The organism is Ruegeria sp. CDSC052 (assembly GCF_059610685.1).
This window is the reverse complement of sequence record NZ_JBXWOB010000015.1, coordinates 22,383-46,960: the sequence shown is the minus strand read 5'-3', so window position 1 is coordinate 46,960 and position 24,578 is coordinate 22,383. Positions and strand designations below refer to the sequence as shown.

Annotated in this window: 18 protein-coding genes; 9 read left to right on the top strand and 9 right to left on the bottom strand. The window is 57.0% G+C overall.

Annotation, left to right across the window (positions count from 1 at the left end):
• Positions 1-65: 65 nt before the first annotated feature.
• From AC2FIM_RS17975 to AC2FIM_RS17965, 3 genes are all read left to right on the top strand, one after another.
• Positions 66-1,160: a zinc-binding dehydrogenase gene (locus AC2FIM_RS17975; RefSeq protein WP_271951619.1), complete on the top strand. Its 1,095-nt coding sequence runs from the start codon at positions 66-68 to the stop codon at positions 1,158-1,160.
• Positions 1,161-1,184: 24 nt separating this feature from the next.
• The gene (locus AC2FIM_RS17970) at positions 1,185-2,417 is read left to right on the top strand and encodes a mandelate racemase/muconate lactonizing enzyme family protein (RefSeq protein ID WP_271951557.1); all 1,233 of its coding nucleotides are present in this window, start codon (positions 1,185-1,187) and stop codon (positions 2,415-2,417) included.
• Between the two features lie 109 nt (positions 2,418-2,526).
• Positions 2,527-2,820: an ArsR/SmtB family transcription factor gene (locus AC2FIM_RS17965; RefSeq protein ID WP_496692965.1), complete on the top strand. Its 294-nt coding sequence runs from the start codon at positions 2,527-2,529 to the stop codon at positions 2,818-2,820.
• Here the strand turns inward: AC2FIM_RS17965 and AC2FIM_RS17960 are convergent.
• Positions 2,817-5,813 (bottom strand): ABC transporter transmembrane domain-containing protein, encoded by a 2,997-nt coding sequence (locus AC2FIM_RS17960; RefSeq protein ID WP_496708313.1) that lies wholly within the window; start codon positions 5,811-5,813, stop codon positions 2,817-2,819. The two genes, AC2FIM_RS17965 and AC2FIM_RS17960, sit on opposite strands and share 4 nt — an antisense overlap.
• Positions 5,814-6,027: 214 nt before the next feature.
• Between AC2FIM_RS17960 and AC2FIM_RS17955 the strand changes: the two genes are divergently transcribed.
• A complete protein-coding gene (locus tag AC2FIM_RS17955; protein WP_416383939.1) occupies positions 6,028-6,417 on the top strand; it encodes a DUF3307 domain-containing protein in 390 nt (129 codons plus the stop codon).
• A gap of 20 nt (positions 6,418-6,437) precedes the next feature.
• On the opposite strand, the gene AC2FIM_RS17950 is transcribed toward AC2FIM_RS17955, so the two are convergent.
• The 7 genes from AC2FIM_RS17950 to AC2FIM_RS17920 all read right to left on the bottom strand — a co-directional run bounded on the left by AC2FIM_RS17950 (position 6,438) and on the right by AC2FIM_RS17920 (position 14,431).
• On the bottom strand, positions 6,438-7,160 hold the full coding sequence (locus tag AC2FIM_RS17950; protein ID WP_496678924.1) for a hypothetical protein: 723 nt from the start codon (positions 7,158-7,160) through the stop codon (positions 6,438-6,440).
• Between the two features lie 55 nt (positions 7,161-7,215).
• A complete protein-coding gene (locus AC2FIM_RS17945; protein ID WP_496678922.1) occupies positions 7,216-8,520 on the bottom strand; it encodes an NAD(P)/FAD-dependent oxidoreductase in 1,305 nt (434 codons plus the stop codon).
• Positions 8,517-9,191, bottom strand: coding sequence for a TetR/AcrR family transcriptional regulator (locus AC2FIM_RS17940; RefSeq protein WP_271951552.1), 675 nt, complete (start codon positions 9,189-9,191; stop codon positions 8,517-8,519). Before AC2FIM_RS17940 ends, AC2FIM_RS17945 begins: the two co-directional genes overlap by 4 nt.
• Positions 9,192-10,736, bottom strand: a complete 1,545-nt coding sequence (locus AC2FIM_RS17935) for a trimethylamine methyltransferase family protein (RefSeq protein WP_271951550.1) — start codon at positions 10,734-10,736, stop codon at positions 9,192-9,194.
• A gap of 2 nt (positions 10,737-10,738) precedes the next feature.
• The gene (locus tag AC2FIM_RS17930) at positions 10,739-13,141 is read right to left on the bottom strand and encodes a GcvT family protein (protein ID WP_496708306.1); all 2,403 of its coding nucleotides are present in this window, start codon (positions 13,139-13,141) and stop codon (positions 10,739-10,741) included.
• A gap of 111 nt (positions 13,142-13,252) precedes the next feature.
• Complete coding sequence (locus AC2FIM_RS17925; RefSeq protein WP_271951546.1) at positions 13,253-13,882, bottom strand: glutathione S-transferase; 630 nt, start codon at positions 13,880-13,882, stop codon at positions 13,253-13,255.
• A gap of 18 nt (positions 13,883-13,900) precedes the next feature.
• Complete coding sequence (locus AC2FIM_RS17920; protein ID WP_271951544.1) at positions 13,901-14,431, bottom strand: class I SAM-dependent methyltransferase; 531 nt, start codon at positions 14,429-14,431, stop codon at positions 13,901-13,903.
• Positions 14,432-14,631: 200 nt separating this feature from the next.
• Between AC2FIM_RS17920 and AC2FIM_RS17915 the strand changes: the two genes are divergently transcribed.
• Genes AC2FIM_RS17915 through AC2FIM_RS17895 form a run of 5 tightly spaced genes read left to right on the top strand, consistent with a single transcriptional unit; the run spans position 14,632 to position 21,841 of the window.
• Positions 14,632-16,404 carry an ABC transporter ATP-binding protein gene (locus AC2FIM_RS17915; RefSeq protein WP_271951542.1) on the top strand — a complete coding sequence of 591 codons (1,773 nt, stop codon included), beginning with the start codon at positions 14,632-14,634 and terminating at the stop codon, positions 16,402-16,404.
• Entirely contained in the window at positions 16,397-18,307 is a 1,911-nt protein-coding gene (locus AC2FIM_RS17910) for an ABC transporter substrate-binding protein (protein ID WP_142639377.1), read from the top strand. Before AC2FIM_RS17915 ends, AC2FIM_RS17910 begins: the two co-directional genes overlap by 8 nt.
• A gap of 14 nt (positions 18,308-18,321) precedes the next feature.
• Positions 18,322-19,350 carry an ABC transporter permease gene (locus tag AC2FIM_RS17905; protein WP_142639375.1) on the top strand — a complete coding sequence of 343 codons (1,029 nt, stop codon included), beginning with the start codon at positions 18,322-18,324 and terminating at the stop codon, positions 19,348-19,350.
• Complete coding sequence (locus AC2FIM_RS17900) at positions 19,347-20,501, top strand: ABC transporter permease (RefSeq protein WP_142639373.1); 1,155 nt, start codon at positions 19,347-19,349, stop codon at positions 20,499-20,501. Before AC2FIM_RS17905 ends, AC2FIM_RS17900 begins: the two co-directional genes overlap by 4 nt.
• Positions 20,498-21,841: a CoA transferase gene (locus AC2FIM_RS17895; RefSeq protein ID WP_281973446.1), complete on the top strand. Its 1,344-nt coding sequence runs from the start codon at positions 20,498-20,500 to the stop codon at positions 21,839-21,841. Before AC2FIM_RS17900 ends, AC2FIM_RS17895 begins: the two co-directional genes overlap by 4 nt.
• 97 nt (positions 21,842-21,938) lie before the next feature.
• Here AC2FIM_RS17895 and AC2FIM_RS17890 read toward each other — a convergent pair whose 3' ends face one another.
• Complete coding sequence (locus AC2FIM_RS17890) at positions 21,939-24,314, bottom strand: mechanosensitive ion channel family protein (protein WP_281973444.1); 2,376 nt, start codon at positions 24,312-24,314, stop codon at positions 21,939-21,941.
• Between the last annotated feature and the right edge of the window lie 264 nt (positions 24,315-24,578).

The following is a 24,578-nucleotide window of genomic DNA, read 5'->3' as shown; positions in this document are numbered from 1 at the left end:
CGGTTTCGGCCTTGCAGGTCATTCCGAACCGCGCCACCGTGATTAAAACCGAATACGAGGACATCATGCAATCCATCAAGGCGGCCGTATGTCGGGCATTCGACAAACCCCTGGTCATAGAAGACGTGCTGATCGCCCCGCCCGCCGCCGGCGAAGTCGAGGTCACCCTGGATGCGGTTGCGATCTGCCATTCCGACATTTCTTTCGCCAGCGGCGCCTGGGGTGGATTCCTGCCCGCTGTTTATGGCCATGAGGCCGCGGGTGTGATCACCGCAACGGGCGGCATGACCGAAGGGTTCGAGGTTGGCGATTCCGTCGTGGTGACGCTGATCCGTGCATGCGGTTCCTGCCCCTCCTGCGCGGGTGGCAAGCCAACCTTATGTGAAACACCCCACGACACTGTAAAAGGTCCGTTGCGCACCGCTGACGGGGGCCCGCTGGAGCAAGCAATGGCGTGCGGGGCTTTTGCCGAAAAAGTCGTGGTCAGCCACCGGCAGATCGTGAGAATTCCCGAGGCCCTGCCAAAGGATGTGGCCAGTCTGCTGTCTTGCGGGGTAATCACCGGTGTGGGCGCTGCCGTGAATGCCGCCGGTCTGCGCCCGGGTCAGGATGTCGTCGTGATCGGGGCCGGAGGCGTTGGCCTGAACGCCATACAAGGCGCACGGATTGCGGGTGCCCGGCGTATCGTTGCGGTCGACATGACCGAGGACAAACTGGCCATTGCAAAGGAATTTGGTGCAACCCACGGCGTTCTGGCCACTTTGGACGCACCATGGAAGGCAGCTTACCGCGCACTTGGCGGTCGAGGGGCCGATGCCGTGCTGATCACAGTCGGTGCAATCCCGGCCTATGACCAGGCCGCTCGCTATCTTGGCCGAGGCGGTAAGGCCATCATGATCGGGATGCCCCATTCCGGCGACATGGCAAGCTATGAACCTGTTGTCCTGGCCGCACTTGGTCAGGGGCTGATCGGGTCAAAGATGGGGGATGTGGTGATCCAACGTGATATTCCCTGGATGATCGACCTGTATGAACAGGGGCGGCTGAGGCTGGATGAACTGATCTCGGGCCGCTGGTCCTTGTCGCAAATCAACGAGGCGATTGCGGATACCAAAACCGGATCGGCCAAACGAAACGTCATCATGTTTGACAGGGCCTAAGCAGCCCCGGCTGGAGTATATCCTATGAAACTGCAGGATCTCGATATCATTGTCACGGCCCCCCCTGCTCCGGGTTGGGGTGGCCGGTACTGGATACTGGTAAAGGTTACCACCGACACAGGCGTCACCGGTTGGGGCGAATGCTATGCTTCATCCATTGGACCTGAAGCTATGTGTCACGTAATCCGGGATGTCTTTGAACGGCATATGCTCGGCGAGAACCCCGAGAGCATCGAGCTTATGTTCCGCCGCGTCTATTCCAGCGGATTTACCCAGCGCCCCGACCTGACCGTAATGGGTGCGTTTTCAGGGCTAGAAATCGCGTGTTGGGACATTCTGGGTAAAGATCGCGACCGTCCGGTTTATGCGCTTTTGGGTGGGCTGGTTAATCAACGCATCCGGGCCTACACCTACCTTTACCCCCTGCCCCGGCATGACCTGGCCGACTTTTGGACTTCGCCCGACCAGGCCGCGGAATGTGCAGCTGAAATGGTGAGCCGCGGCTTCACGGCAGTAAAATTTGATCCCGCTGGTCCCTACACGATCCGTGGCGGGCATATGCCTGCTATGTCCGACATCTCGATGTCAGTTGCCTTTTGCAAAGCGATCCGTGAAGCGGTCGGCGACAGGGCCGACCTGTTGTTTGGCACCCACGGTCAGTTCAACACCGCAGGCGCAATCCGGCTGGGTCAGGCGCTGGAACCCTATTCACCGCTTTGGTTCGAAGAACCTACCCCACCTGACATGATCGAAGACATGGCCCGCGTCGCTCGCAACGTGCGAATACCCGTGGCAACCGGGGAACGCATGACCACCAAAGCCGAATTCGGTGCAGTTTTGCGCGCAGGTGCAGCAGAAATCCTGCAACCCGCCCTTGGGCGTGCAGGTGGGATATGGGAGATGAAGAAAGTCGCAGCCATGGCCGAGATATTCAACGCCCAGATGGCTCCGCATCTCTATGCTGGTCCAGTTGAATGGGCCGCCAACATCCATCTGGCAGCCTCAATCCCAAATCTGCTGTTGCTGGAAACCATTGATACGCCGTATCACGACGCTTTGATCAAAGGTTCACTGCGCGTTGAAAATGGCTTTGTCGTGGCACCGAATGCGCCAGGGTTGGGGATCGAAGTGGACGAAGATCTGGCCCGCTCACACCCCTATACCGGCGATGGGTTGCACCTTCAGATGCAGGAAGAACCTTGCGACTATGCCAACGGCAACGCCTTTCAGGGCGGTGCCCCTGCTGCAAAGGGGTGACAAGTACTGAAATTCTGAGTCATATTGCGCCAAAGCCAAGTTTGGAACCTATACGCGCGTGACAGTTCAAGACCACGAAACACTGAATACGGACGAAACTCCGCCCGGCATGCAGGAAAGTGCAGCACGTGCCGCCGCGTACCTGAAGACGCTGGCGCATGAAGGCCGCCTGATGATTTTGTGCCATCTGGGTGATGGCGAGAAATCGGTTGGTGAGCTGGAAAAACTGCTGCAAATCCGGCAGGCCGCAGTCAGTCAGATGTTGGCACGCCTACGAGAAGAACAGCTGGTGTCGACACGGCGCGATGGCAAAACCATCTACTATTCCCTGCAGGACGGAAATACAGAGAAAGTCATCCAGTTGCTATACGACCTGTTCTGCAAACCTGAAGCCAACCCCTAGTTCGAAACATAGCCGGCGATCACCTGCATCAGCTTGAAAGCGGTTGCTGCATCGTTTTCGACCACGGCCAGGAATTCTTCCTCACCGATACGCAGACAAGACAGGTCGGTTTCCGCAATCATGCTCAGGGCGCGGGGTTCCTTTCGGATCAACCCCAACTCTCCGACCAATGCGCCGGAGCCAACCGTTGCGATCAGTTGATCGGGACCTTCTGATTGCGGCAAATACAGGCCTGCCTCGCCTTCCAAAACGACATAGGCCCCATCGGTGGGCTGGTCATCTTTCAGGAACACCACCTCTCCCGGTTGGGCCTGGAACCAGCGCGCACCAAATGCCAGAAGGCGCAGCTGTCTGCGGTCAAGACCGGAAAACAGCGGCGTCTGTTCCAGCGCACGAAGCTTGCGCGCCAAATCGGCTGATGCTGCGCTATCTTCTTCCACGTCGGCGGGTCCTTCGTCTGAAACCACACGACCTTGCCTTATTTCTATGAACATGTCGAATACGTCAGGGTTTTCGTACTGATCGTTCAGATAAATCACCGTCGCATTTGGCAATAGGGCGCGCAGGTTCTTATAGACCGCAATCTGAGTTTCCATGTCATAGCTTGCCAAGGCATTATCAAGGATCAGAATGTCGGGTTTCTTGATCGTAGCCCGCGTAAAGGCCAAAGGTTCGGCGAAAACCGCAGGCAGGTTCTGCCCGCCCAGCGAGACCGGTACATCGTAAATCAGCTCGACCACCAAAGGTCGGGCTCCGTTTTCAGAAAGGACATCAACGATCAGCTTACGGACCTCATCTGATCGCGCGCCGCCGATCTGGCTGACCTTACCGAACAAAGCGTTCTCCATCACGGTCAGACCGGGGGCAAACTCGGTTTCCTTCAGCGGCACGAAGACATCATTCAGATGTTGCAGCAGTTTTTCGGAGTGGCTTTGCCGCAATTCAAGTATGCGGTTTTTCAATTCATCCGTAAACGCGGGGCCAATCTGTTCAGCCGAGATGACAAACGGAACCGCCAGAAGGTTGGCCAGTTGCCCATCATCCAGACCGCTGACACCTTCGTTTCGGGTGCGCTCTACCAGTTCAACTGCAGCTTCGTAGACTTCGGCCTGCAAGCCAAGCTTGCGGAACAACGGGTGGTCCGTGCCGTCCAACCCAAAGATCTGGCGCAACATATCAATGACATCGCGCGTCAGGCCGACCAGGGTTTCGTCCAAGCCCAGCTCGCGCAGCTGCCCCAAAAACACGCCCTGACGGGTCAGTATTTCCTGAGTGACCGGAACGCAGGGTGTCGCGAAAAGCAGGTTTTCCGCGACCGGCAAGGCCGCATTATATGCATTGCGGTCAAAGATCAGAGCCTGCTGTTGCAGCCCAGCCTTGACCACCGCCTCCTGAACTTTGGGCCGTAGTTCAACCAGTTTTCTGACCAACTCGGGGTGCTCGTTGGCTTCGAATGTCTGTTCAGCACCGCGCTGAAACAGGGCAGCGCCCGAACCTAGACCGTCGATCAGTTGTAACCACCAGTCGCGCAGGTCTTCCACGGTGTTCAAACCAGCCAGCGACGGGTCCAGCCAATCAACTCTAAACGGGTCGGTACTGTTGCCCGCTCGTCTTGTTTCAGCAAAGCCGGGGTCGTCTGATTCTGTCGACAGAGGACGAAGACGCATCGGCATCATCACATTGTCGCCCAAAGTTCCCTGAAACATAACCGGTCGCGATGAGGCAAAACCGATCCGCGCAGCAATGACCCCCTGATGCAGCTTTGACAAATCTTCCTGCCCGACCGTTACCCTGCCGGAACTGGGCAGGATCTCTCGGGTCAGCAATTCCGAAACCGCACGCCGGTCTTCTTCGCTGGGCGCAGCGATTCCGATGGTTTTACCGCCTGGGAATGTCAGATCGAGGTCGTCCAGAACCAGATTCCCGTCCATGTCACGAACAGACGCATGTTTCAGAACAATATCCCCGTCCAGCCTGGGATGTTTGTCGGGCTCGCCTTCGAACAGGCTTTCGTCCTGCATTCCAGAGGGTGCAAAGCGTTCGATCACAACATCCCAGCGCAGGGACATATCCTGTGTCTGGTTGTAATATGTGAGCAACTCTTTCCAAGGCGAACTGAGGTCCTTGTAAGCCGCCAAAGCCGCAACCAACGCCCCCAACGAGACCGAGCCCTGCAAGACCAGAATGCCGCCAACCAGATAGAACAGGAATGGGGTAAGCTGCGAAATGAAGTTGTTGATGAACTTCATAAAGAACTTTTTCTGGTAGATATCGAAGCGGATTTCAAACAACCGGCCCAGCTGATCCGAGATCATGGCCCGGCGATACCGCCAGCCGCCATTTGCCCGCAGCGTTGACGCACCTGCTGCGTTTTCACCAATCTGTGCAGCCAGCACGCGCACTTCCTGGATGCGGCTTTTGTTCAACAGATTGATCTGGCGCTGCAGCTTTGGGATCAACCAGGCCTGTAACGGGATCAGGGAAACGGCAGCAAGCCCGAACCAAAAGCTCTGTAGGAACAGGAAGGACAGTATCGTGATCATCTGTCCCGCCTGCAATACCGGCTGGCTGATCGCATCGCCCATCAGCCCACCCATCGGCTCGCTTTCAGCGGTGATCATCGACACCATTTCGCCTTGGCTGACCCGTTCGAAATAGGGTTGCGGAAATCTCAAGGCGCGGCTGATCATCTGATACCGGAATCGGCGCAGCATCCGTTCGCTCAGGACGCCTTTCATGGTGTTGATGCGCATTTTCATCAAACCATGCGCCAGAACGGCGAGCAGAAACCCAATGCATAATATGATCAGAAAATTCGTTTGCGACAGGCTGTAGCCCAGCACATCAACAACAGGGGTCGCAGCCCCGATCGCGTCATTGATGATGCGCTTGGGCAGTTCCAGCGTCAGGTATAGCAGCGGAAACAAAGACGTGGTTACGGCCAGCAAAATCAGCTGGTCGCGCTTTGAATATTTCCAGATAAAACGGAAAATCGTGCGTTCTATGGAACCTGCCCCTGCTGCGGATCACTGACCCGGTCTTTACGAAATTCTCGTAAATTCAACAGTCTGAATTTACCGCAATCAAGCCTGCAGACGCAAATAGTTTCCGAATTGAACAGATATTTGCCGAATGTGAACAAGTTCATTTGCGCAACCTCACATTAGCCCCTACTGTTTGCTTCAGGACGATATCGGGAGGATTCATTTGCCTGCCACTCTAGGCACTGTGTTATTGATGCTCTGCTTATTGCAGATCAAACATATGTTTGCAGATTTTTACCTCCAGACGCCTAAGATGCTGTCCGGCCGAGGCGAATATTTTCACTGGGGACGCGCCCAACATGCCGCTGTGCATGTTATTGGGTCGGTGTTGGTTTTCTTGGTATTCGGCACCCCGCTGCCGTTTATCGTAATCATTGCCGGGCTAGAGTGGATCGTTCATTTCAACATCGACTTTGCCAAAGCCAGCTATTCCGACAAAAAACAGCTTATGCCAACCCAGGCAGCCTTTTGGCGGGCAGCCGGGCTGGATCAGTGCATGCATAATCTGACCTATGTGGCAATGGTCTGGGCCTGGGCGACATTCGCGGCCTGAACCAGAATTACCACAGCAATTCAGAGCTGAGTGGCCGATGGATAGAGCGATAGCCACCGCTGGTCTATGGCATCGATCTTCTGCGGGTCGAACTCGGTCTCAACTTCCCAGTACCGGCCAGACTCCACGAAATATCCAAGATCCGACTCCGACCGTATGATCTCAGCCATCCCCGATGTAGAAGGCATCTCGACCGAAGACAAATCTTCGCTGTCGACCGGGGGGTAAACCAGTCGGCTTGGCCCTTCGAACAATCGCACTGTGCGACAGCCCTGCGCCGCAGCAAACAATCCTAGTCGCGCCGACTTCGCCTCAAGCAGTCGCAAGGTCACATCGGATCGCAACGGATCTGCGGCTCCGTTGCCGTAGAAATGCGTCCGACCCTGTCCGGAATAGATCATATCGCAACCGCAATAAGCCAGAACCGAGGGCTGTAATGCAGACAAAGCCCAGTATCCGGCGGTAAAGGCCATCGTTCCCCCGGCATAGACAAACCCACCGAAACCATTCTGTATCGGAACGTATTCATTTGCAGTGACTATACGCTGGATGTCACTGACAGATGTGGGCATGTTCTTGGTCGGGAAATCCTCGGGGTGGATCAGAAAATCCCAGTCTGCGCGGACCCGCCAGGCATTGTTGATAGCGACGATATGCGTGAACGGCGTACGCGCCCAGTCCCGCGCACGCAGCGCGGTGGGGGCGCTGCCGAGGATCAGAACCTTGTTCTTCGATTTGGTCATTATGCGTCCGGGCTCAACTCGATCCCGTGAATGCTAGTGCATCAGGACGCGTCGGCTAGCCCAAAACGGAAAAACTGCTTTCTTTGTTGATCGGGCGCTTGCGGGAATAGAAACCGACATCGATTGTGCGTCCAATATAGGGCAGTTCAAATTGTAGCGGCGCACTGTCATGATCCGCGCCGTCTTCGCAATACCCGATCAGCGCCGTCATCATCTTGCCTGCAATCGGCGCGTTCTTGTACTGATTTCCACTGGATCCGCAGGCCATATAAAAACCGGGAAGGCTGGATTTGTCATAGATCGGAATCCAATCCGTAGACGCATCATACAGGTCCACCACACCGCGGGTCTTGGAAGGAATGCCAAGACTGGGCACTCTCTGGGCATAGCGCATCGCTTGCGTCGTCCACTGGTCGGTAAAGTCACGATTATAGGTTACGTCATCTTCGCACCATTGATGTGGGTCGCATTCGGGGTCTTCCGAGCCCACCAGGATGTGGTTGCCATGCTCTGGCCGGCAATAGCAGGCGATATCGCTGTCCGACACGATTGTCCCGTCATTTTCAAAGTCAAACCCCTCGGGCGCAGGGACGTGAACGACCTCTTGGCGCAAGGGGCGGGTCTGAATGGTCATGTCATCCAGAACATCTGCCATCCCGTTGATGATGGCCGAACCCGGCCCGGCTACGTTAACCACAACTTTCGCATGAATGTCTTCTCCCGATGCCAACCTGACACCAGAAACTCGCCCGTCATCAGTCAAAATCTCGACCACTTCGGCCCCGGTCCGCACTTCGGCCCCGTGCTGTTTGGCGGCATCCATCAGGTTCTGTGCGGATAGGGCCGGATCGGTGACATACCCGGCTTGAGGCCAGTAAACGCCGCCTTGCATCTTGCGTCCGTTGGGCTGCCCAAACTCGGGGTCATCCATGCGACGAGCGGGGGCAAAACTGTCCTGCGAATAGACCGGCAGCCGGTCGGTGACCTGTTCGGGGGACCATTCCTCGAACGGGCAATTCAGCGCGGAGCTGTTCCTCATGTGTTTTTCCAGCAGCCCGTTCGCCTCGGTCTTCATGACCAGACAGCCGGTTTCGCGGAATTGGGCCAGATCGGCGCCTTGCGGCAGGCCAAGATACTCGGCCCAGTCGCGCCAATAATGATAGCCTTCCCAGGCGAATGCCGTGCCGTCAAAGGTGGAATAATGCATCCGAATGATCGCGCAGGATCCGGCGGTTGAGCCATGGCCAACCTGAGCGTTTCGGTCCAGAGATACGGTTTTCCACCCGGCCTTGGCCATTTCAAATGCGATGGCCGCCCCGATCACGCCGGTTCCGATGATGATTGCATCTGGTTGACTCATGATGGCTCTCCTTTCCAGTGATGGCGCGAATAGGCGCTGAATTCTTCTACTTCCTCTGGCCTCGGCTCGACCCCGGTGAAGACATATAGATAATGCGGCACCATTGATATCCGCGTGGACATCGGTTCATTCAGCTGCGCCAGATCGTATCCTATCTGCATGTAATACAGCACGCGCGCACGGGTTTCCGCCTCGACCTCGGAATAGCCAAAGCGGGCAAACATGGCGTGCAGCGCTAGCAACCGTCGGGCGTCAGACTGGTCCAGCGCGCGCCGCACCTTGCCCGATTTGCGCGCCCAGTCGCGCACCGCGAAATCCAGTGCGGTGTCAAACAGGTCGGTATTGACGACACAGCGATGCACATTGCACACCGCACCGGTTATCGTCTTTGCCGGAGCTTCGGCCTGCGCGACCAATGCCGCGGTATTGGTGGCCTGCCACCGTGCCAGAAGAGCATCCAGCAGTTCCTGGCGCGATTTGAAGTACCAATAGAAGGACGACCGAGACACGGCCATCCGTTCCGCCAGATTCATCACCTTGATCTGATCGACCCCGTCCGAGATTAGCACATCCAACGCCACGTTCAGCCAGTCGTCGCGCGTGACCTTGATATTGCCGATCAGCGGTTCAGCTTCCGGGTCGTCCCGGTGCAGGATGGGTTTCGTATTCATTTAACTCTCCGGCGGCGCGCCGCCCTCTTCGGTACGTTTGGCAATAAAATCTTTCAGCGCGCCAATCTGGTCGCTGTTTTGCTCAGGTGGCTGAAAATTGGCCAAGATTTCCTTCCATACACCGGTCGCACGACTGTTTGCGTCCAACGATCCACGCTCGGCCCAGGTGCCGAAATTGGCATAATCATGGACATGTGGCTCGTAGAATTCTGTATTGTAGCGTTCCATCGTCTGGCTGGATGCAAAGAAATGTCCGCTGGGCTCAACCTCGCTTAGCGCAGTGTCGAACCCAATTTCAGCCTCGCCAGCCTGCACCCCGGCGCACAGCTCGGCCACCATGTTCAACACTTCGGCGTCGCAGACCAGTTTTTCAAAGGACACGGTCAATCCGCCCTCTAGCCATCCCGCCGAGTGAATGATCACCGTCGCCCCAGCCATCAGGCACCCCCACAGGCCAAACTGGTTTTCATTTGCCGCCTGCACATCATTGATGTTTGAAGCCGACCCCGCAGCCGAGCGCCACGGCAGGCCCAGATGCCGCGCCAACTGCCCGGCCGCCAGTGAGGCCTGAAAATGCGAGGGCGTTCCAAAGGCCGGAGCACCGGATTTCATATCCACATTGCTGGTGAAAGTGCCATAGCACACAGGCGCACCGGGACGTGCCAATTGCGTCAGGGTCAGTGCGGCCAACGCCTCGGCATGGGACAGGGTGATGGCCCCCGCCACCGTGATCGGTGCCATCGCCCCCATCAGCGTGAAGGGCGTGATGATTGACATCTGCCCGTGCCGAGCAAAGTCGATCAGCCCCTGCGCCATCGGAATGTCCAGCGTGCGCGGGCTGTTCGTGTTGATGATCGTATAGCTGTGCGGGTGGGTCCTAAATTCGTCATCCGACAGGCCCCGCGCGGTCGTCAGCATCTCAAAGCAATCCATCACCTGCGGTGTCCCGCGCGAGAAGAAGAATGGGAACTTGTCTGTCAGCTCCATCTGCGCCTGCGTGGTGAAATAGTGCCGCAGAGGGGTTGGGACATCCTGCGGTTCGACCTGCGGCGAGATCATTTGAAAGACGTCGAAATGATGGGTGAGTTTCAGGAACTCCAGATAATCCTGCCCCGTCGCCGGGCGACGCCCGCGCACCAGATCGGTGGCATTGGGGGCCCCTGCCCCCGGTTGAAACACAAGGCTACCCAGTTCCAGCGTGAAATCCCGGTGCGACGCACCGGCTCGGCAGGTGATGGATTTCGGGGCCGAGGCAACGGCGGCCTCGACCATGTCGCGACCAATAAAAACCATTTCGCTATCGACATCAACGCGCGCGCCAGCTTTGGCAAAAATGCTCCGCGCCTCAGGCAGCAGCACCTTGATGCCCAACTCTTGCAACAAACGCAGCGCGGTTTCGTGCATGTCAGCGATCTGATCCGCCGGAAACACCTCCATCACCGGGAATGGATTCCTCAGCTGGCGGTAGTCGACCTTGCGGTTGGTCGCAGGCGCGGCATCAGCGCCACGCCCTCGCCTTCGCCGTCCACGTTCGGGGTTGGTCATTGTCAGCCCCGCATCGCTTTGCCCTGTGGATCATAGGGCGACGGCGCGATGACCCGCGCAGGTCGTTCGACCCCAACCACATGGACAGACAGTTCAGTGCCTGGTGCGGCCTTGTCACGATTGACCAGCGCCATCGCCAGGGACTTGCCGGTGGAGTGGCCATAGCCGCCCGAGGTGACAAAACCCACGTGCTCTGCCCCTGACCAGACAGGTTCGTATCCGCTGGCATCTGCGTCCAAAGCATCAACCTCAAGCGTCACCTGAACCTGCGCAGGACCATTGCCATCGCGTTCGGCCAAGGCGGCCTCTTTACCGACGAAATCCTTGTCCCAATCGATCCAGCGATCCATACCTGTCATGCCCGGCGTGTACGCTTGCGTGAATTCCGCCGACCAGATGCCAAAGCTCTTCTCAAGCCGCGTGGACAGCATCGCGTTGAAACCGCACTCGCGGATGCCCGCGTCGGCCCCGGCCTCAAGCAACATCCGGCGCAGCTTGATGTGATCGCCATAGCGGCAGTTGATCTCATAGCCTTTTTCACCAGTGACTGACATGCGCGCAACGCGAGCCCTGACAAGACCGATATCAAAATCACCACAGCCCATGAATTTCAGGCCCGAGACGTCCTGCTCGGCCAGTTTTTGGATTACCTCCTGCGATTTCGGCCCGACCAGACCGAACCCGCAATACTCCTCGCCCAGATCGCGAACCTCGACTCCGTCGATCATATGATCGTCGAACCAGCGCATATGCCAGGCGCGCAGGTAATAGCTGCCCATGATCCACCAGGTGCCATCGCCCCAATTCAGAACGGTCAGATCCCCTTTTAGCCGCCCATTCTCACCCAGCATTGGTGCCAACTTGGCCCGTCCCGGCGCGGGCAGTTTCGAAGCCATCACGTGATCCAGCCACAGCTCGGCATTTGGTCCGGTGACCTCGAACCGGGAAAAGCCAGAGATGTCCATCAGGCCGACGCCCTCGCGGATCACCTTGCATTCCTTGGCCACGATGTCATGCGCGTTGGATCGCTTGAGGGTCGGCGTTTCTTCGAACCCTTTCGGCGCGAAGTACAGCGGCACCTCAAGGTCCCAGCTGACACCCCATTTGCATCCCGCTTCAGTCATCGCGTCATGAGCTGGCGCCATCTTCAGCGGACGACCGGCAGGCATCTGTTCGTTCGGATAATTCATCACGAAACGGCGGGAATAGAATTGCCCGGTGGTTTCACGGATATAGCGTTTGTTCTGGGCAAAATCGCCATAGCGGGCAATGTCCATCGGCCATGCATCGGCCTCGGGCTCGCCATGGATCATCCACTCAGCCAGCGTTTTGCCAACGCCGCCGCCCTGCAGGAACCCGGCCATGACAGCGCAGGCGGTCCAATACCCGCGTTTGCCTGGAACCGGCCCGACCAGCGGGTTACCATCAGGCGAGAATGTAAACGCCCCGTTGACCCAGGTTTTGATGCCGACATTCTGGATCGACGGATAGCGTTCAAAGCCCAACGTCAGTTCATTCTCGATCCGGTCAAGCTGCTCCTGAAACAGTTCCTCGCCATAATTCCACGGCGCGCCGTCCATGGCCCAATGTTCATGGTCGACCTCATAGATACCGACCAGAACGCCCTTTTGGTCTTGCCGCATATAGGTGAACCCCTCGAGGTCCACGGTCATCGGCATTTCAAAATCCGCCGCCGCCACTTCGGGCACTGTATCCGTGATCAGATAGTGATGTTTCAGCGGCGATACTGGCAGCTCAACCCCAGCCATGCGCCCGACCTGCTTGGCCCAAAGCCCCGCGGCATTGACCACGTGTTCACAGGTGATGGTGCCCTTGTCGGTCACGACCTGCCAGCCATCATCGGTCTGGATCAATTCCTCGACCTTGGTCTCCTCGTAATACTCGGCACCGCGTTTCTTGGCGGCGGTTGCATAGGCCTGAACCGTACCGGTCGTGTCGATATAGCCCTCTCGATCGGCCCACATCGCGCCCAGAACGCCGTCAGTCGACATGATGGGACAGCGCTTTTGCGCCTCTTGTGGAGTCAGCAATTCGCAGTCTTCGATACCGATAGACTGGAAGATACGATAGTTGGCCTGCAGCCACTCCCACCGCTCGGGCGTTCCAGCCAAAGTCAGACCACCAGTCATGTGCAGGCCGATATTCTGCCCGGATTCCTTTTCGATCTCGCTGAGAAGGTCGATTGTATAGGCCTGCAGCGATGCCATGTTCGGATCCGCGTTCAGCGCGTGAATACCGCCCGCCGCGTGCCAGGACGATCCCGACGCCAATCGCCGCCGTTCCAGCATGACCACATCTGACCAGCCGAATTTGGCCAAGTGATACAGAACCGAGGCGCCCACAACGCCGCCACCGATGACCACAACGCGATACTGAGATTTCATTATGCTCTCCCCTGCATGACTCGAGGGAGACGCTAGTGATACTGTTCACACCTGTCTAGACATTTCTGTACAGTGCAAGTGAGCAAGTTCAGACAGCTCAATTTCAACGCCTTAAAGCTGTGCGCTTGGACGCGATGCGATCTTGTCGAACCAAGACAGCGTCGCGGTATTTTCCTGTGGAATCCGCATCTTGATCACGCGGGCAAAGTCAACGAACACAAAGGTCGAGATATCGGCCAGCGTGAACTCAGCCCCCGCAACAAACGCACTATCCTTCAGCCGCGTTTCAAGCAAATCGAAAAACCGGCCAACCCGGTCCATGCCACGCTGTGCCAGCTCGGGTATCTGCGCATAGTTCGCCGGGCCCGGAATCGCCCGATCCTTGAACGCGGGATGGGTGTTGCGCAGAGCCTCGGCAATAGGCACTCCACCCTGCTGCTCGACAATGCTGTTCCACATCAGGACCAGCCCCTTTTCATCTGGCGTACGTCCCATCAAAGGTGGTTCGGGAAAGCGCGCCTCAAGATAGGCGGCAATGCCCAGGTTTTCGGTCAGCGTTGCGCCCTCATCCGTCACCAGAACAGGGATCGTCGCATTGGGGTTTACCGCAAGGAAAGCGCCATCCAACTGTTCCGCCTTTGCAATCGAGATATTGCGCGTTTCAATCTCCAGCCCTTTTTCAGCGATCAACATGCGCGCGCGGCGCGGGTTTGGAGCGGTCGTGCAATCATAGAAAAGCATTTGGTATCCTTCTTGCGCTTAGCGGCGGTAGATAAAGCAACGTCCGTCCACCGCATGTTCAGGCAGCGGGATTTCGGTCAGGTTTTCGAAATACATCCGGTCGCTGGACACCATCAGCCCACCTTCTGCCAACAACGGTTCTATCAGGGGGGAAACCAACCGCGCGAAAGCATCGTTCTTGTCCCTGTTATGGCCGCCAAGATCCGCATGGATCAAACTGGCCGTCGGCCCAAACCGTTCCAGCGCCGCAGGCAGAGTCTCACGCACATCCCCCAGAATCACCAGATCCTCGGGCGGGGTAGAGTCCGGATGGGAGGCCACGGCGCGCTCGAACACATAGACCGGACGGTTTTGAATGTACTGAACCATGTGATGATAAGTACGACCATTCCCCAATCCCAGCTCGAACACCGGACCGGACATGGTACTTGTCTGTGCAATGGCATGGTCCAGGCAGGCACGCTGCGACACCATACGGTCGATGAACAGGTCAAGACGGCTTTGGGGATCGGGCACTGGGAAATCTCTCCTTGATATTTGACGACACATAACCTGTGACCGACATCGCATGTGATGACAAATCCTCAAGGCATTGTGTAGGCAAATCGGCCTCAGTTTCACGTTTTCGCGACATTTCACCCCAAGAACGGGTTTGACTATACAGGCACAACCGCGCGAAACTGCGACAAAAAACACAGGGAGTTGATCAAGCCTATGCCGAGCTACGGCCTAACGGGTGGAATACCCGCATGACTGCGTTGTTGTCTGTCCGGGACCTCAGCATCGGATTTGGTGCCGGAGAGTCTGTGGTTCAAGGCGTCAACTTCGACGTCGAAGCGGGACAGACACTTGCGCTTGTGGGTGAATCAGGGTCGGGGAAAACGATCTCATGCCGGGCTGCTTTGCGCATTCTTCCCCGAGCAGCCCAAATTCGAAGCGGCACGATTACTCTAAATGATTCCAAAGGTATAGAGGAACTGACTCAGATCAGCGAGCGTCAGATGCGCGGCATTCGCGGCAATCGGATCTCGATGATCTTTCAAGAGCCGATGCGCTCGCTCTCTCCCCTGCACAAAATTGGCAATCAGGTCAGCGAAGTTCTTTGGCTGCATCGCAATGCCTCCGAGGCACAGGCCCGCAAAACGGTTCTGGAACAGTTCGAACGCGTGGGTTTTCCAGACCCTCAGCGCGCCTATGATTCTTACCCGTTCGAGCTGTCCGGCGGGATGCGCCAACGCGCCATGATCGCTATGGCCATGGTTTCCAAACCGGAATTACTGATCGCGGACGAGCCGACGACAGCATTGGACGTTACGACACAGGCCCAGGTGCTGGGGCTGATCAAAGAGCTTCAGCGTGAAACGGGAATGGCGCTGATCCTTGTGACCCATGATTTGGGGGTCGTCGCCAATATGGCCGAACAGGTCGTGGTCATGCACAAAGGCCGCGTGATGGAGGCTGGAGCAGCGGCACCGATCCTGACCAGCCCTGCTCACCCCTATACCCAACAGTTGTTCAACGCCGCGCCCGAGATTCCGGATCAGGACGCGGTTGGCATCCCGATGCCCGACGAAGATCTGATCCTTCAGATGAAGGCCGTGTCGAAAACCTATACGATGCGATCCAGCAAGGGCTGGCAGGGCGAACGCCTGATCCATGCCTGCCGCGGAGTCGATCTGAACCTTGCGCGGGGCAAGACGCTGGCGATCGTCGGCGAAAGCGGCTCGGGCAAAACTACGGCCGCCCGCATCGCACTAGGGGCTGAGCCGCCTGATCCGGGCGGAGAGGTTCTGTTTCGAACCTCCCCCGATGAAGAAGCGATCACCGTTCACAAGATGACCCGGACCCAGCGCACCGCGTTTCAGCGCAAGGCGCAGATGGTGTTTCAGGATCCCTACAGCTCGCTCAGCCCTCGCATGCGCATTCAGGATGCGATGACCGAACCGTTGGAGATTCACCGTATCGGATCGACCGCCGAGCAGCGCGAAAAAGCGGCCGAGATGCTGACACGTGTTGGCCTGAACGCCGATATGCTGAAACGCTATCCCCATGCTTTTTCCGGCGGCCAAAGACAGCGCCTGTCGATTGCCCGCGCAATGATGCTCGACCCTCAGCTTATTGTCTGTGACGAACCCACTTCGGCTCTGGACGTGTCGGTTCAGGAACAAATCCTGACATTGCTGGAACATTTGCAGGACAGCCTGAACTTGTCGTATTTCTTCATCTCGCACGACCTTGCGGTCGTTGCACGCATTGCCGACGAAGTTGCTGTGATGCGTCGTGGGCTTGTCGTGGAACAGGCCCCGCCCGAGACACTGTTTTACAACCCTCGTCACCCTTACACCAAGGCACTGATTGCAGCGCAGCCAGAGCCCGACATCAACCGCCCCATCGACCTGAATTTGGTTGCTTTGGGTGCTGGTTCACCTGACAGTTGGGATGACGCCTTCCGATTTACCGACTCCGTGGTACCTTCATTGGTAGAGATGGAGCCCGGCCATAAGGTACGATGCCATGTTTAAGACCACTCGCCCGCTGTTACTGGCCGTTGCGCTGGCCGCAACATGGGCCCTGCCCGCCACGGCAGACATGCCCGAGTTGCAAGAAAGTACTTTCTGGGAAACCGAAGTGAATGCGGGGAACCTTCCGCCCATACAGGACCGAATTCCCGCCGAACCCCTGATTGTGGATCTTGCTGCAAAAGGCAGGGAATTCGGCAAACAGGGCGGCACTTTGCGCACAATGATTACTCGGTCCAAAGACATCCGGCAGATGGTCGTTTACGGATACGCCCGCCTTGTTGGGTTCGACCAGACCTATCAGGTCGTTCCAGACCTGCTTGAATCCTTCCAGAACGACGACAACCGCAAATACACCCTCAACCTGCGTGAAGGTCACAAATGGTCGAATGGCTCTCCGTTCACTTCCGAGGACTTCCGATACTGGTGGGAGGATGTGGCAAATAATGAACTGCTCAGCCCGTCGGGACCACCGGATTTTCTGATCGTCGAAGGCAAGACTCCGACCGTGACCTTCCCCGATGAAACGACCGTTGTGTTTGAATGGGAAGATCCCAACCCCGGCTTCCTGCAGGCTCTGGCACAAGCGCGCCCGCCTTTCATCTACCGCCCTTCCGAGTTCCTGAAACAGTACCACGAGAAATACGCTGACGCAGAAAAGCTTGCCTTTCAGGTTGAAGATGCCCGCGTCAAAAGCTGGGCAGCTTTACACAACAAACTCGACAACCTTTACAAGTTTGACAACCACGAGTTGCCAACCTTGCAGCCCTGGTTGAATGCAAGTTCGGGCAAAAAGATCCGTCACAACTTTGTTCGCAATCCCTATTTTCATCGCATCGATAGCCATGGGGTGCAGCTTCCCTATATCGACGTGGTCGAGATGGAGATCGTGGCCGGGGGTCTGGTTGCTGCAAAAACCAATGCTGGCGAATCCGATCTACAGGGGCGCGGACTGGCGTTCCGCGACGCTTCGATCTTGAAAAAAGGCGAGGCCGGTGGAGACTACAAAACCTTGCTGTGGAAAACCGGGGTTGCCTCACAGATCGCGATTTACCCCAATCTGAACTACGAAGACGAAGCATGGCGTGCCGTTTTGCGTGACGCGCGTGTTCGCCGTGCGCTGTCTCTGGCAATCGACCGCAAAACGATAAATCAGGCGCTGTATTTCAAACTGGCCCATCCCGCCGCGATGTCGGTCTTGCCTGCTTCGCCCTTCTTCAACGAAGAAAACGCAAAGGCATGGGCACAGTACGACATCGAATTGGCGAATGCGCTGCTGGACGAGGCCGGCCTGACCGAACGTGACAAGAACGGCACGCGGCTGTTGCCGGATGGCCGCCCGATGGAACTGGTCATCGAAACTGCAGGTGAGCGGCAAGAGGTCGAAAACGCCTTGCAAATCGTCACGGACACATGGCGCGACATTGGCGTCGATCTTATCATGCGCCCATTGGACAGGGACATTCTGCGCAACCGGGTGTTTGCCGGCAGCACAATGGCGTCCGTCTGGTTCGGCTGGGATGACGGCATCCCGCAACACCACACCTCACCAGCTTATCTTGCCCCTACCGATCAGGTGTTTTTGGCCTGGCCAAAATGGGGGCAGTACTATCAGACCGGAGGCGATGTTGGCGAGAAACCCGATATGCCTGAGGCCGAGCGCCTGATGGAACTGGCCCATAACTGGGAGGTCGCCTCGACTGATGAGGAACGCAAGGCCGCATGGGATGAGATGCTGAAAATCCACGCTGACCAACTTTATGCCATTGGCATTCTGAACGGTGCGCCTCAGCCTATCGTCGTATCGAACCGCCTGCGCAACGTCCCCGAGCAGGCCATGTGGGCCTGGGAACCCGGCGCACATTTCGGCATTCACCGGCCGGACGAATTCTTTTTCGCCGACTGATCAGGAGCAGCCACATGGTCATGCTGCGCTATGCAGTCTATCGCTTTTTCACGATGCTGCTGACCCTTCTTGTGGTGTCGGTTCTGGTATTCGTGATTATCAACCTGCCCCCGGGCGACTATCTCAGCAATCAGATCGCTGAACTGCAGGCGTCCGGACAATCGGCGGGTGTGGCCAAGGCAGAATTCCTGCGCGCGGAATATGCGCTGGATCGCCCCATGTGGGAACAATATATGATCTGGATCGGTTTCTGGCCTGGCCCGCATGGGTTCGATGGGCTGGTGCAAGGCAACTACGGCTGGTCCTTTGAATTTGACCGCCCTGTCGCAGAAATCGTGGGCGACACGCTGTGGCTGACCGTCGTGGTCAATCTGGCCGCCATCCTGTTCGTATATGCGGTGGCCTTGCCACTGGGTGTCCTTGCAGCCGCGAAGTCGCGGACCTGGATCGACTATACCTCGGCCTTTGTGGGCTATTTGGGTCTGGCAACGCCGAACTTTCTACTGGCACTAATCCTGTTTTACTATGGGCACCGCTATTTCAACCTACCAATCGGAGGCCTGATGGACCCGTCCTTTGAAGGGCTGCCAATGAGTTGGGAAAAGCTGAAATCCATCCTCGTCCATTTGATCGTACCGACCTTTGTGATCGGCACATCTGGCGCTTCGGCGATGATGCAGCGATTACGGGCGAATATGCTGGATGAGCTGGGCAAACCCTATGTGGAAACCGCCATTGCCAAAGGCATGGCCCCGTCGCGGATGCTGACCAAATATCCGCTGCGTGTGGCCTTCAACCCCTTTGTCGCGGATATCGGAAACCTGCTGCCTTCGATGGTCTCCGGCTCTGTTCTGGTATCGGTTGTTCTGGGCCTTCAGACAATCGGCCCGACATTGCTGACCGCGCTGAAAACCCAGGACCAGTTCCTGTCCGCCTTCATCCTAATGTTTGTGGCTTTGCTGACACTGATCGGTACGATGATCTCTGACATTCTGCTGGTCATGCTGGACCCGCGCATCCGATATGAGGGGCGTGAAGCATGACCCAACATCCTGATGGTCGCTATGTCGACGACGCCCCATTCGATCCCGATGCCGCCCTGCAACAGCTTGAGCGCGCCGATTTGGATGCTCCGAACTGGATTCTGGTCTGGCGCAAATTCCGAACCCACAAGCTGGGCCTGATTTCCGGCGTCTTCCTATTGCTGTGCTATCTCATGCTGCCCTTTGCGGGTTTCATCGCGCCTTATGGCCCGAATGAACGTAATGACGAGCATCTCTATGCCCCGCCGCAAAGCATCAACTGGTTCCATGAGGGCGAATTCATCGGGCCTTATGTCTATTCGATGGTGGCCGAGGCGGATCTGGAGACCTTCCAGTGGAAGTTTGTCGCCGACACCGACACCCCGCGGCCAATCAAGTTTTTCTGCGAAGGGGCCGAGTACAAGCTGGCGGGTCTGATCAAGTCCGACACCCATCTGTTCTGCGCACCTGAAGACGCGACTTTGTTCCTTTGGGGGTCGGATCGTCTGGGCCGTGATGTATTCAGCCGTATCCTCTTTGGCGCCCAGCTGTCATTGACGGTGGGTCTGATCGGGATTTCAGTGTCCTTCTTTCTTGGTATCCTGTTCGGCTCGATTGCGGGATATTTTGGCGGCAGAATCGACTGGGTGATTAACCGTATAATCGAAATTCTGCGCTCACTACCTGAATTGCCCCTTTGGCTCGCGCTATCAGCGGCGGTCCCCTCGAATTGGAGCCCGGTCGCGGTATTCTTCATCATCTCGATTATCCTGGGGATTCTCGACTGGCCTGGCCTTGCGCGATCCGTTCGTGCCAAATTCCTATCGTTGCGCGAAGAAGAATACGTACGTGCAGCCGAAATGATGGGAGCAAGCTCGGGCCGGGTGATCCGCAAGCACCTGCTGCCCAACTTCATGTCGCATCTGATCGCATCGGCAACCCTGTCGATCCCGGCAATGATCCTGGGCGAAACAGCGCTCAGCTTCCTTGGGCTTGGGCTGCGCGCCCCGGCCGTCAGCTGGGGTGTGATGCTGAATGATGCGCAGAACCTTGCGTCGATCGAGATCTACCCCTGGACGGCCATCCCGATGCTGCCAATCATTGTCATCGTGCTGGCATTCAACTTTCTGGGTGACGGGCTTCGTGACAGCCTGGATCCGTATCAGCAATGACGCTGTTATCAGTACTGCCATCACCGGAAGGGTATCGGACAACCGGCACCGGAGCGCGACCCAGCGTGTATGCAGTCTCCGAACTGGCGACCGCCAGCTTTGCGGCTGTTGGTCAGGAACTGGCACGCCTGATGGGCGCGCTGAACCTGACCCAAAGCCCGCCCGAGATTTTGGTCGATCACCGGTTGGCGTCTCTTTGGTACGGATATTCTTTCAAACCCGATGGCTGGGAAATGCCCAACCTCTGGGACAGTATCGCCGGTGATTACCTTGCCAATGATGGTTGGATCAGGCTGCACACGAACCTGCCTCAGCACCGTGCGGCCGCCCTGAAAGTCCTGAAGGTCAAAGGAGATCGGGACGTGGTTACAAAGGCCGTTGCAACTTTGTCGGCGGCCAATCTTGAAAACGCTGTCGTGGCTGAGGGTGGTGTGGCAGCCGCCATGCGCAGCCGTGGGGAATGGCAAGATCATCCACAGGGGCGCGCGGTTTCACGGGACCCGCTGATCGGGTGGCACAAACCCCGACAGATTAAGCTTCGCGACCGGCCAGAGGCAACCGCCAAGCGCCCGCTGGCAGGTCTGCGCGTGCTTGATCTGACCCGCGTTCTAGCCGGTCCGGTTTCAACTAGAACTCTGGCGGGGTTCGGGGCAGAGGTCTTGCGCATTGATCCTCCGGACTGGGACGAGCCGGGTGTGATCCCGGATATTTCTCTGGGTAAGCGCTGTGCCTATCTGGACCTGAAATCCCCCGCAGGGATCGAGTTGCTACACGGCTTGCTGACCCAGGCGGATGTCTTCATTCACGGCTATCGCCCTGGCGCATTGGACGCGCTGGGCCTCACCCAAGCCAAACGGGACGAGATTGCCCCGAACAGAGTAGAAGTCACGCTGAATGCCTATGGCTGGCAAGGCCCTTGGTCTTCGCGGCGCGGATTTGACAGCCTCGTACAGATGAGCAGCGGGATTGCCGATGCAGGTCGGGTATGGGCCGGTGCAGACAAGCCGACACCCCTGCCGGTGCAGGCGCTGGACCACGCGACTGGATATCTGATGGCTGCCGCCGTCCTGTCAGCATTGTCCGAAGCCGCGATGGGTGCGCCGATCATGCAGGCCCGATTGTCGCTGGCACGCACGGCTGACCTGCTGACCATTCTAGGCAAGTTCGACACCAAGACAGAAATTGGCGCTTCGGTTCCTGCGGATTTCACGACCAAGACCGAAACCTCTGGATGGGGACCTGGCCACAGGTTGAAGCCCGCACTCTCGGTTGGTCCGGCCCAGATGTCGTGGGACCTACCCGCAAGCAAACTGGGCACGTCGAGCGCCTCCTGGTCATAGCCCTACGCCTACGCCCTCGCCGGCAGCCGCGCGGTCCGGCCCAACGCTTTGGAAGGGGTCTCGTCAGAGACGCAGCCCAAAGAGGCGGGAGCGGTCCCTAGCGGTCGTCGCCTCCAGGACCGATATCGTCCAGATAATCCTCGTCGATGGCCGCATGCACCGCACCGGTCACCGCTTCGCGTTCCTGCGGTGTCAGGTTTTCGGCCTCTTTTCCGTCAGCAAGCCTGACGGTCACCTCACGATGCGCAAACTTGATCCCTTCGCGGGCAAACAATTCGCGGATATCCTGATAGACCTTCTTACGCACCAGCCATTGATCGCCCGGCTTGGTCATGAACTTGACCCGAATAATCATCGCCGAATCCTGCATTTCGATCACGCCCTGCGATTTCAACGGCTGGATAAAATTATCCCCAATCACCGGATCGCTCAAAAGCTCTTGGCCCAAATTCTTGATGAGTTTCCGTACTTTTTCGACATCGGTGTCATAGGTCACCCGCAGGGGCAACTTCATGATCACCCAATCACGCGAATAGTTGGTAAGAACCTTGATCTCGCCAAAGGGGATCGTATTCAGTGCGCCCAGATGGTGCCGCAACTGGAACGACCGGACCGAGATTTTCTCGACCGTCCCCTTCACATCGCCAATGTCGATATATTCGCCTTTGCGGAAGGCATCATCCATCAGGAAGAACGCGCCCGAGAATATATCCCGGACAAGCGTTTGCGACCCGAACCCAACGGCCAGACCCACGACACCGGCACCGGCGAACAGCGGGCTGACATTGATACCCAATTCCATCAGGACAATCAGAACGATGGTCACAACAACAACCGCCAGAATTGCGCCACGGAACAACGGCAGCAGTGTCGCAAGACGGCTTTGCCCGCCTTCCCCGCCCTCGTCGCCCAGTTCAACCTCTCCACCGGCTACGTCTTCTTCCTCAGCAATCTTGGTATCAATCCAGACACGAAAGAAATGGAACAAGATGTAGCCCATGAACAGGATAACCATCACGTCCAGAGCCCGTTCAATAGGCAGGTCTTCGCTCCAGCTTGCGTCCGGATTCCAGATTACGACCAGAGCATATAACCCGACGACAAATGCCAGGATACCGGCCACACGTCGCGCCAGATCCTCATAGGTGACGATCGAGTGCTTTCTCTTTTCCGCTTGTGGGGTTTGAGGAACCTCATCCTCTTCAACACCGGCACCAGTCTCTGCGTTCAGCTCTTCAATCTGGCGATTGCGGACGAAGTAGCGTTCAAGCAGATAGTTCATCGCGCCATAGGCAATTACCACAGACATGAAGATGGCATAGCTGCTGGCAACAATCGGAATGGAATTCTCGTTCTCAAGCACCAGATCAACAGCCAGTTTGAACCAGCTGAACACGATATAAACTGCCAGAACCGGCGCCCAGGCAATCGATATCAGGCGCAAAATCCAGGATACCTGTTCCTTTGACCGCCCGCCTCGGATCGCGTTCGAGATGGCGCGCGCGTTGAACAGAATCATCAGAACATTGCCCAAGGCGCCAAACATGGTCAGGCCGCCATAGACCATCGCATAGACATTGTAGTTCAGACCAAAATCCGCAACCCAGGTAGAAAACAATACCACCGAGATATCATATGTCGCGATTGCCGAGGCCCAGACGTAAAGGCGTTTTGCCTCCCGGTCGGAAAAGGGCGGCAGCCGGTATTGACTGAGGTAAGGAGACAACACCATACGCCAAAGATCGGAAACTGTGCGTGCAAGAAAGAATGCCGTAAATATGGCGGTGGTCGTGAACTGAATCGAAAGATCTTCAGCCTCGCCAAAGATCAGATAGCCCACGATCAGGGCCATCAGCATCGCGAAGATCGTGGCCCCAACACCCATGAAAAAGCGAAAGACCAGAAAGGGCATTTTTTCGCGATAGCCCTGCGGATCTTCTTTTGACCGCGCCACCACCAGCCTTTTTGCAAGACGCTTGCCGTAGATTTCTATCGACAGCCAGCGCCCCAGAAGAAGGAAGAGTATATTCCAGCCCAACACTTCGACATAGGTCTGTATTCGGCCGTCTGGGCTGGTCTCTCGCAAAACATATTGCACTTCGAAGATCGAATACGGCAAAGCCTGCAGGCGCGACTCCATCGACTCGCGGAACTTCGAGAACCGCTCTTGCGCCTTCATCAACTGTGACCCTTCGGACATCGGGTCATGGGCGATATCGTCGTGCGTCGAGGCGGTATTGCCACCAGATGAGACAAGCTGACCGGCGCTGTCGATGACGATGACGCTTGCACCCGCTTCGGTGGCTGATCGGATCGCGTCAGCCAGTTCGCTTTCCTTATCTGCTTCAGATGTCGTGCCAGACCCCGAACCATACCCGGGTATAAGCGAAGTCTGCGCCGTCGCTTCCGACCCCAGAGATAGCATAGCCACCCAGACGAACAGGGCCATTGCAGCCAATAGGTTAAATCTCATGAATTCTCGCTTCCGGGTCGCATGTTGTCGCAGGTTACAGAAGCTTTCCGAACACTTCAATTTGTGCGCTGCTGCGGTCCCGATAAAGTGCACAGGCGTGTTCCGGGTGCAATGAGTTGGAATCGGATGTTTTCATCCGCTTCAAAACTGAATATGACGGGCTGGGCATACACTTTCGGGCAAGCAGCTAAGGTCTTTGCGCAAAAACGAAAAGGCACCTTGCGGCTTACCCGAGGAATGGCTGACGTTTTACGCAGTCCCTTC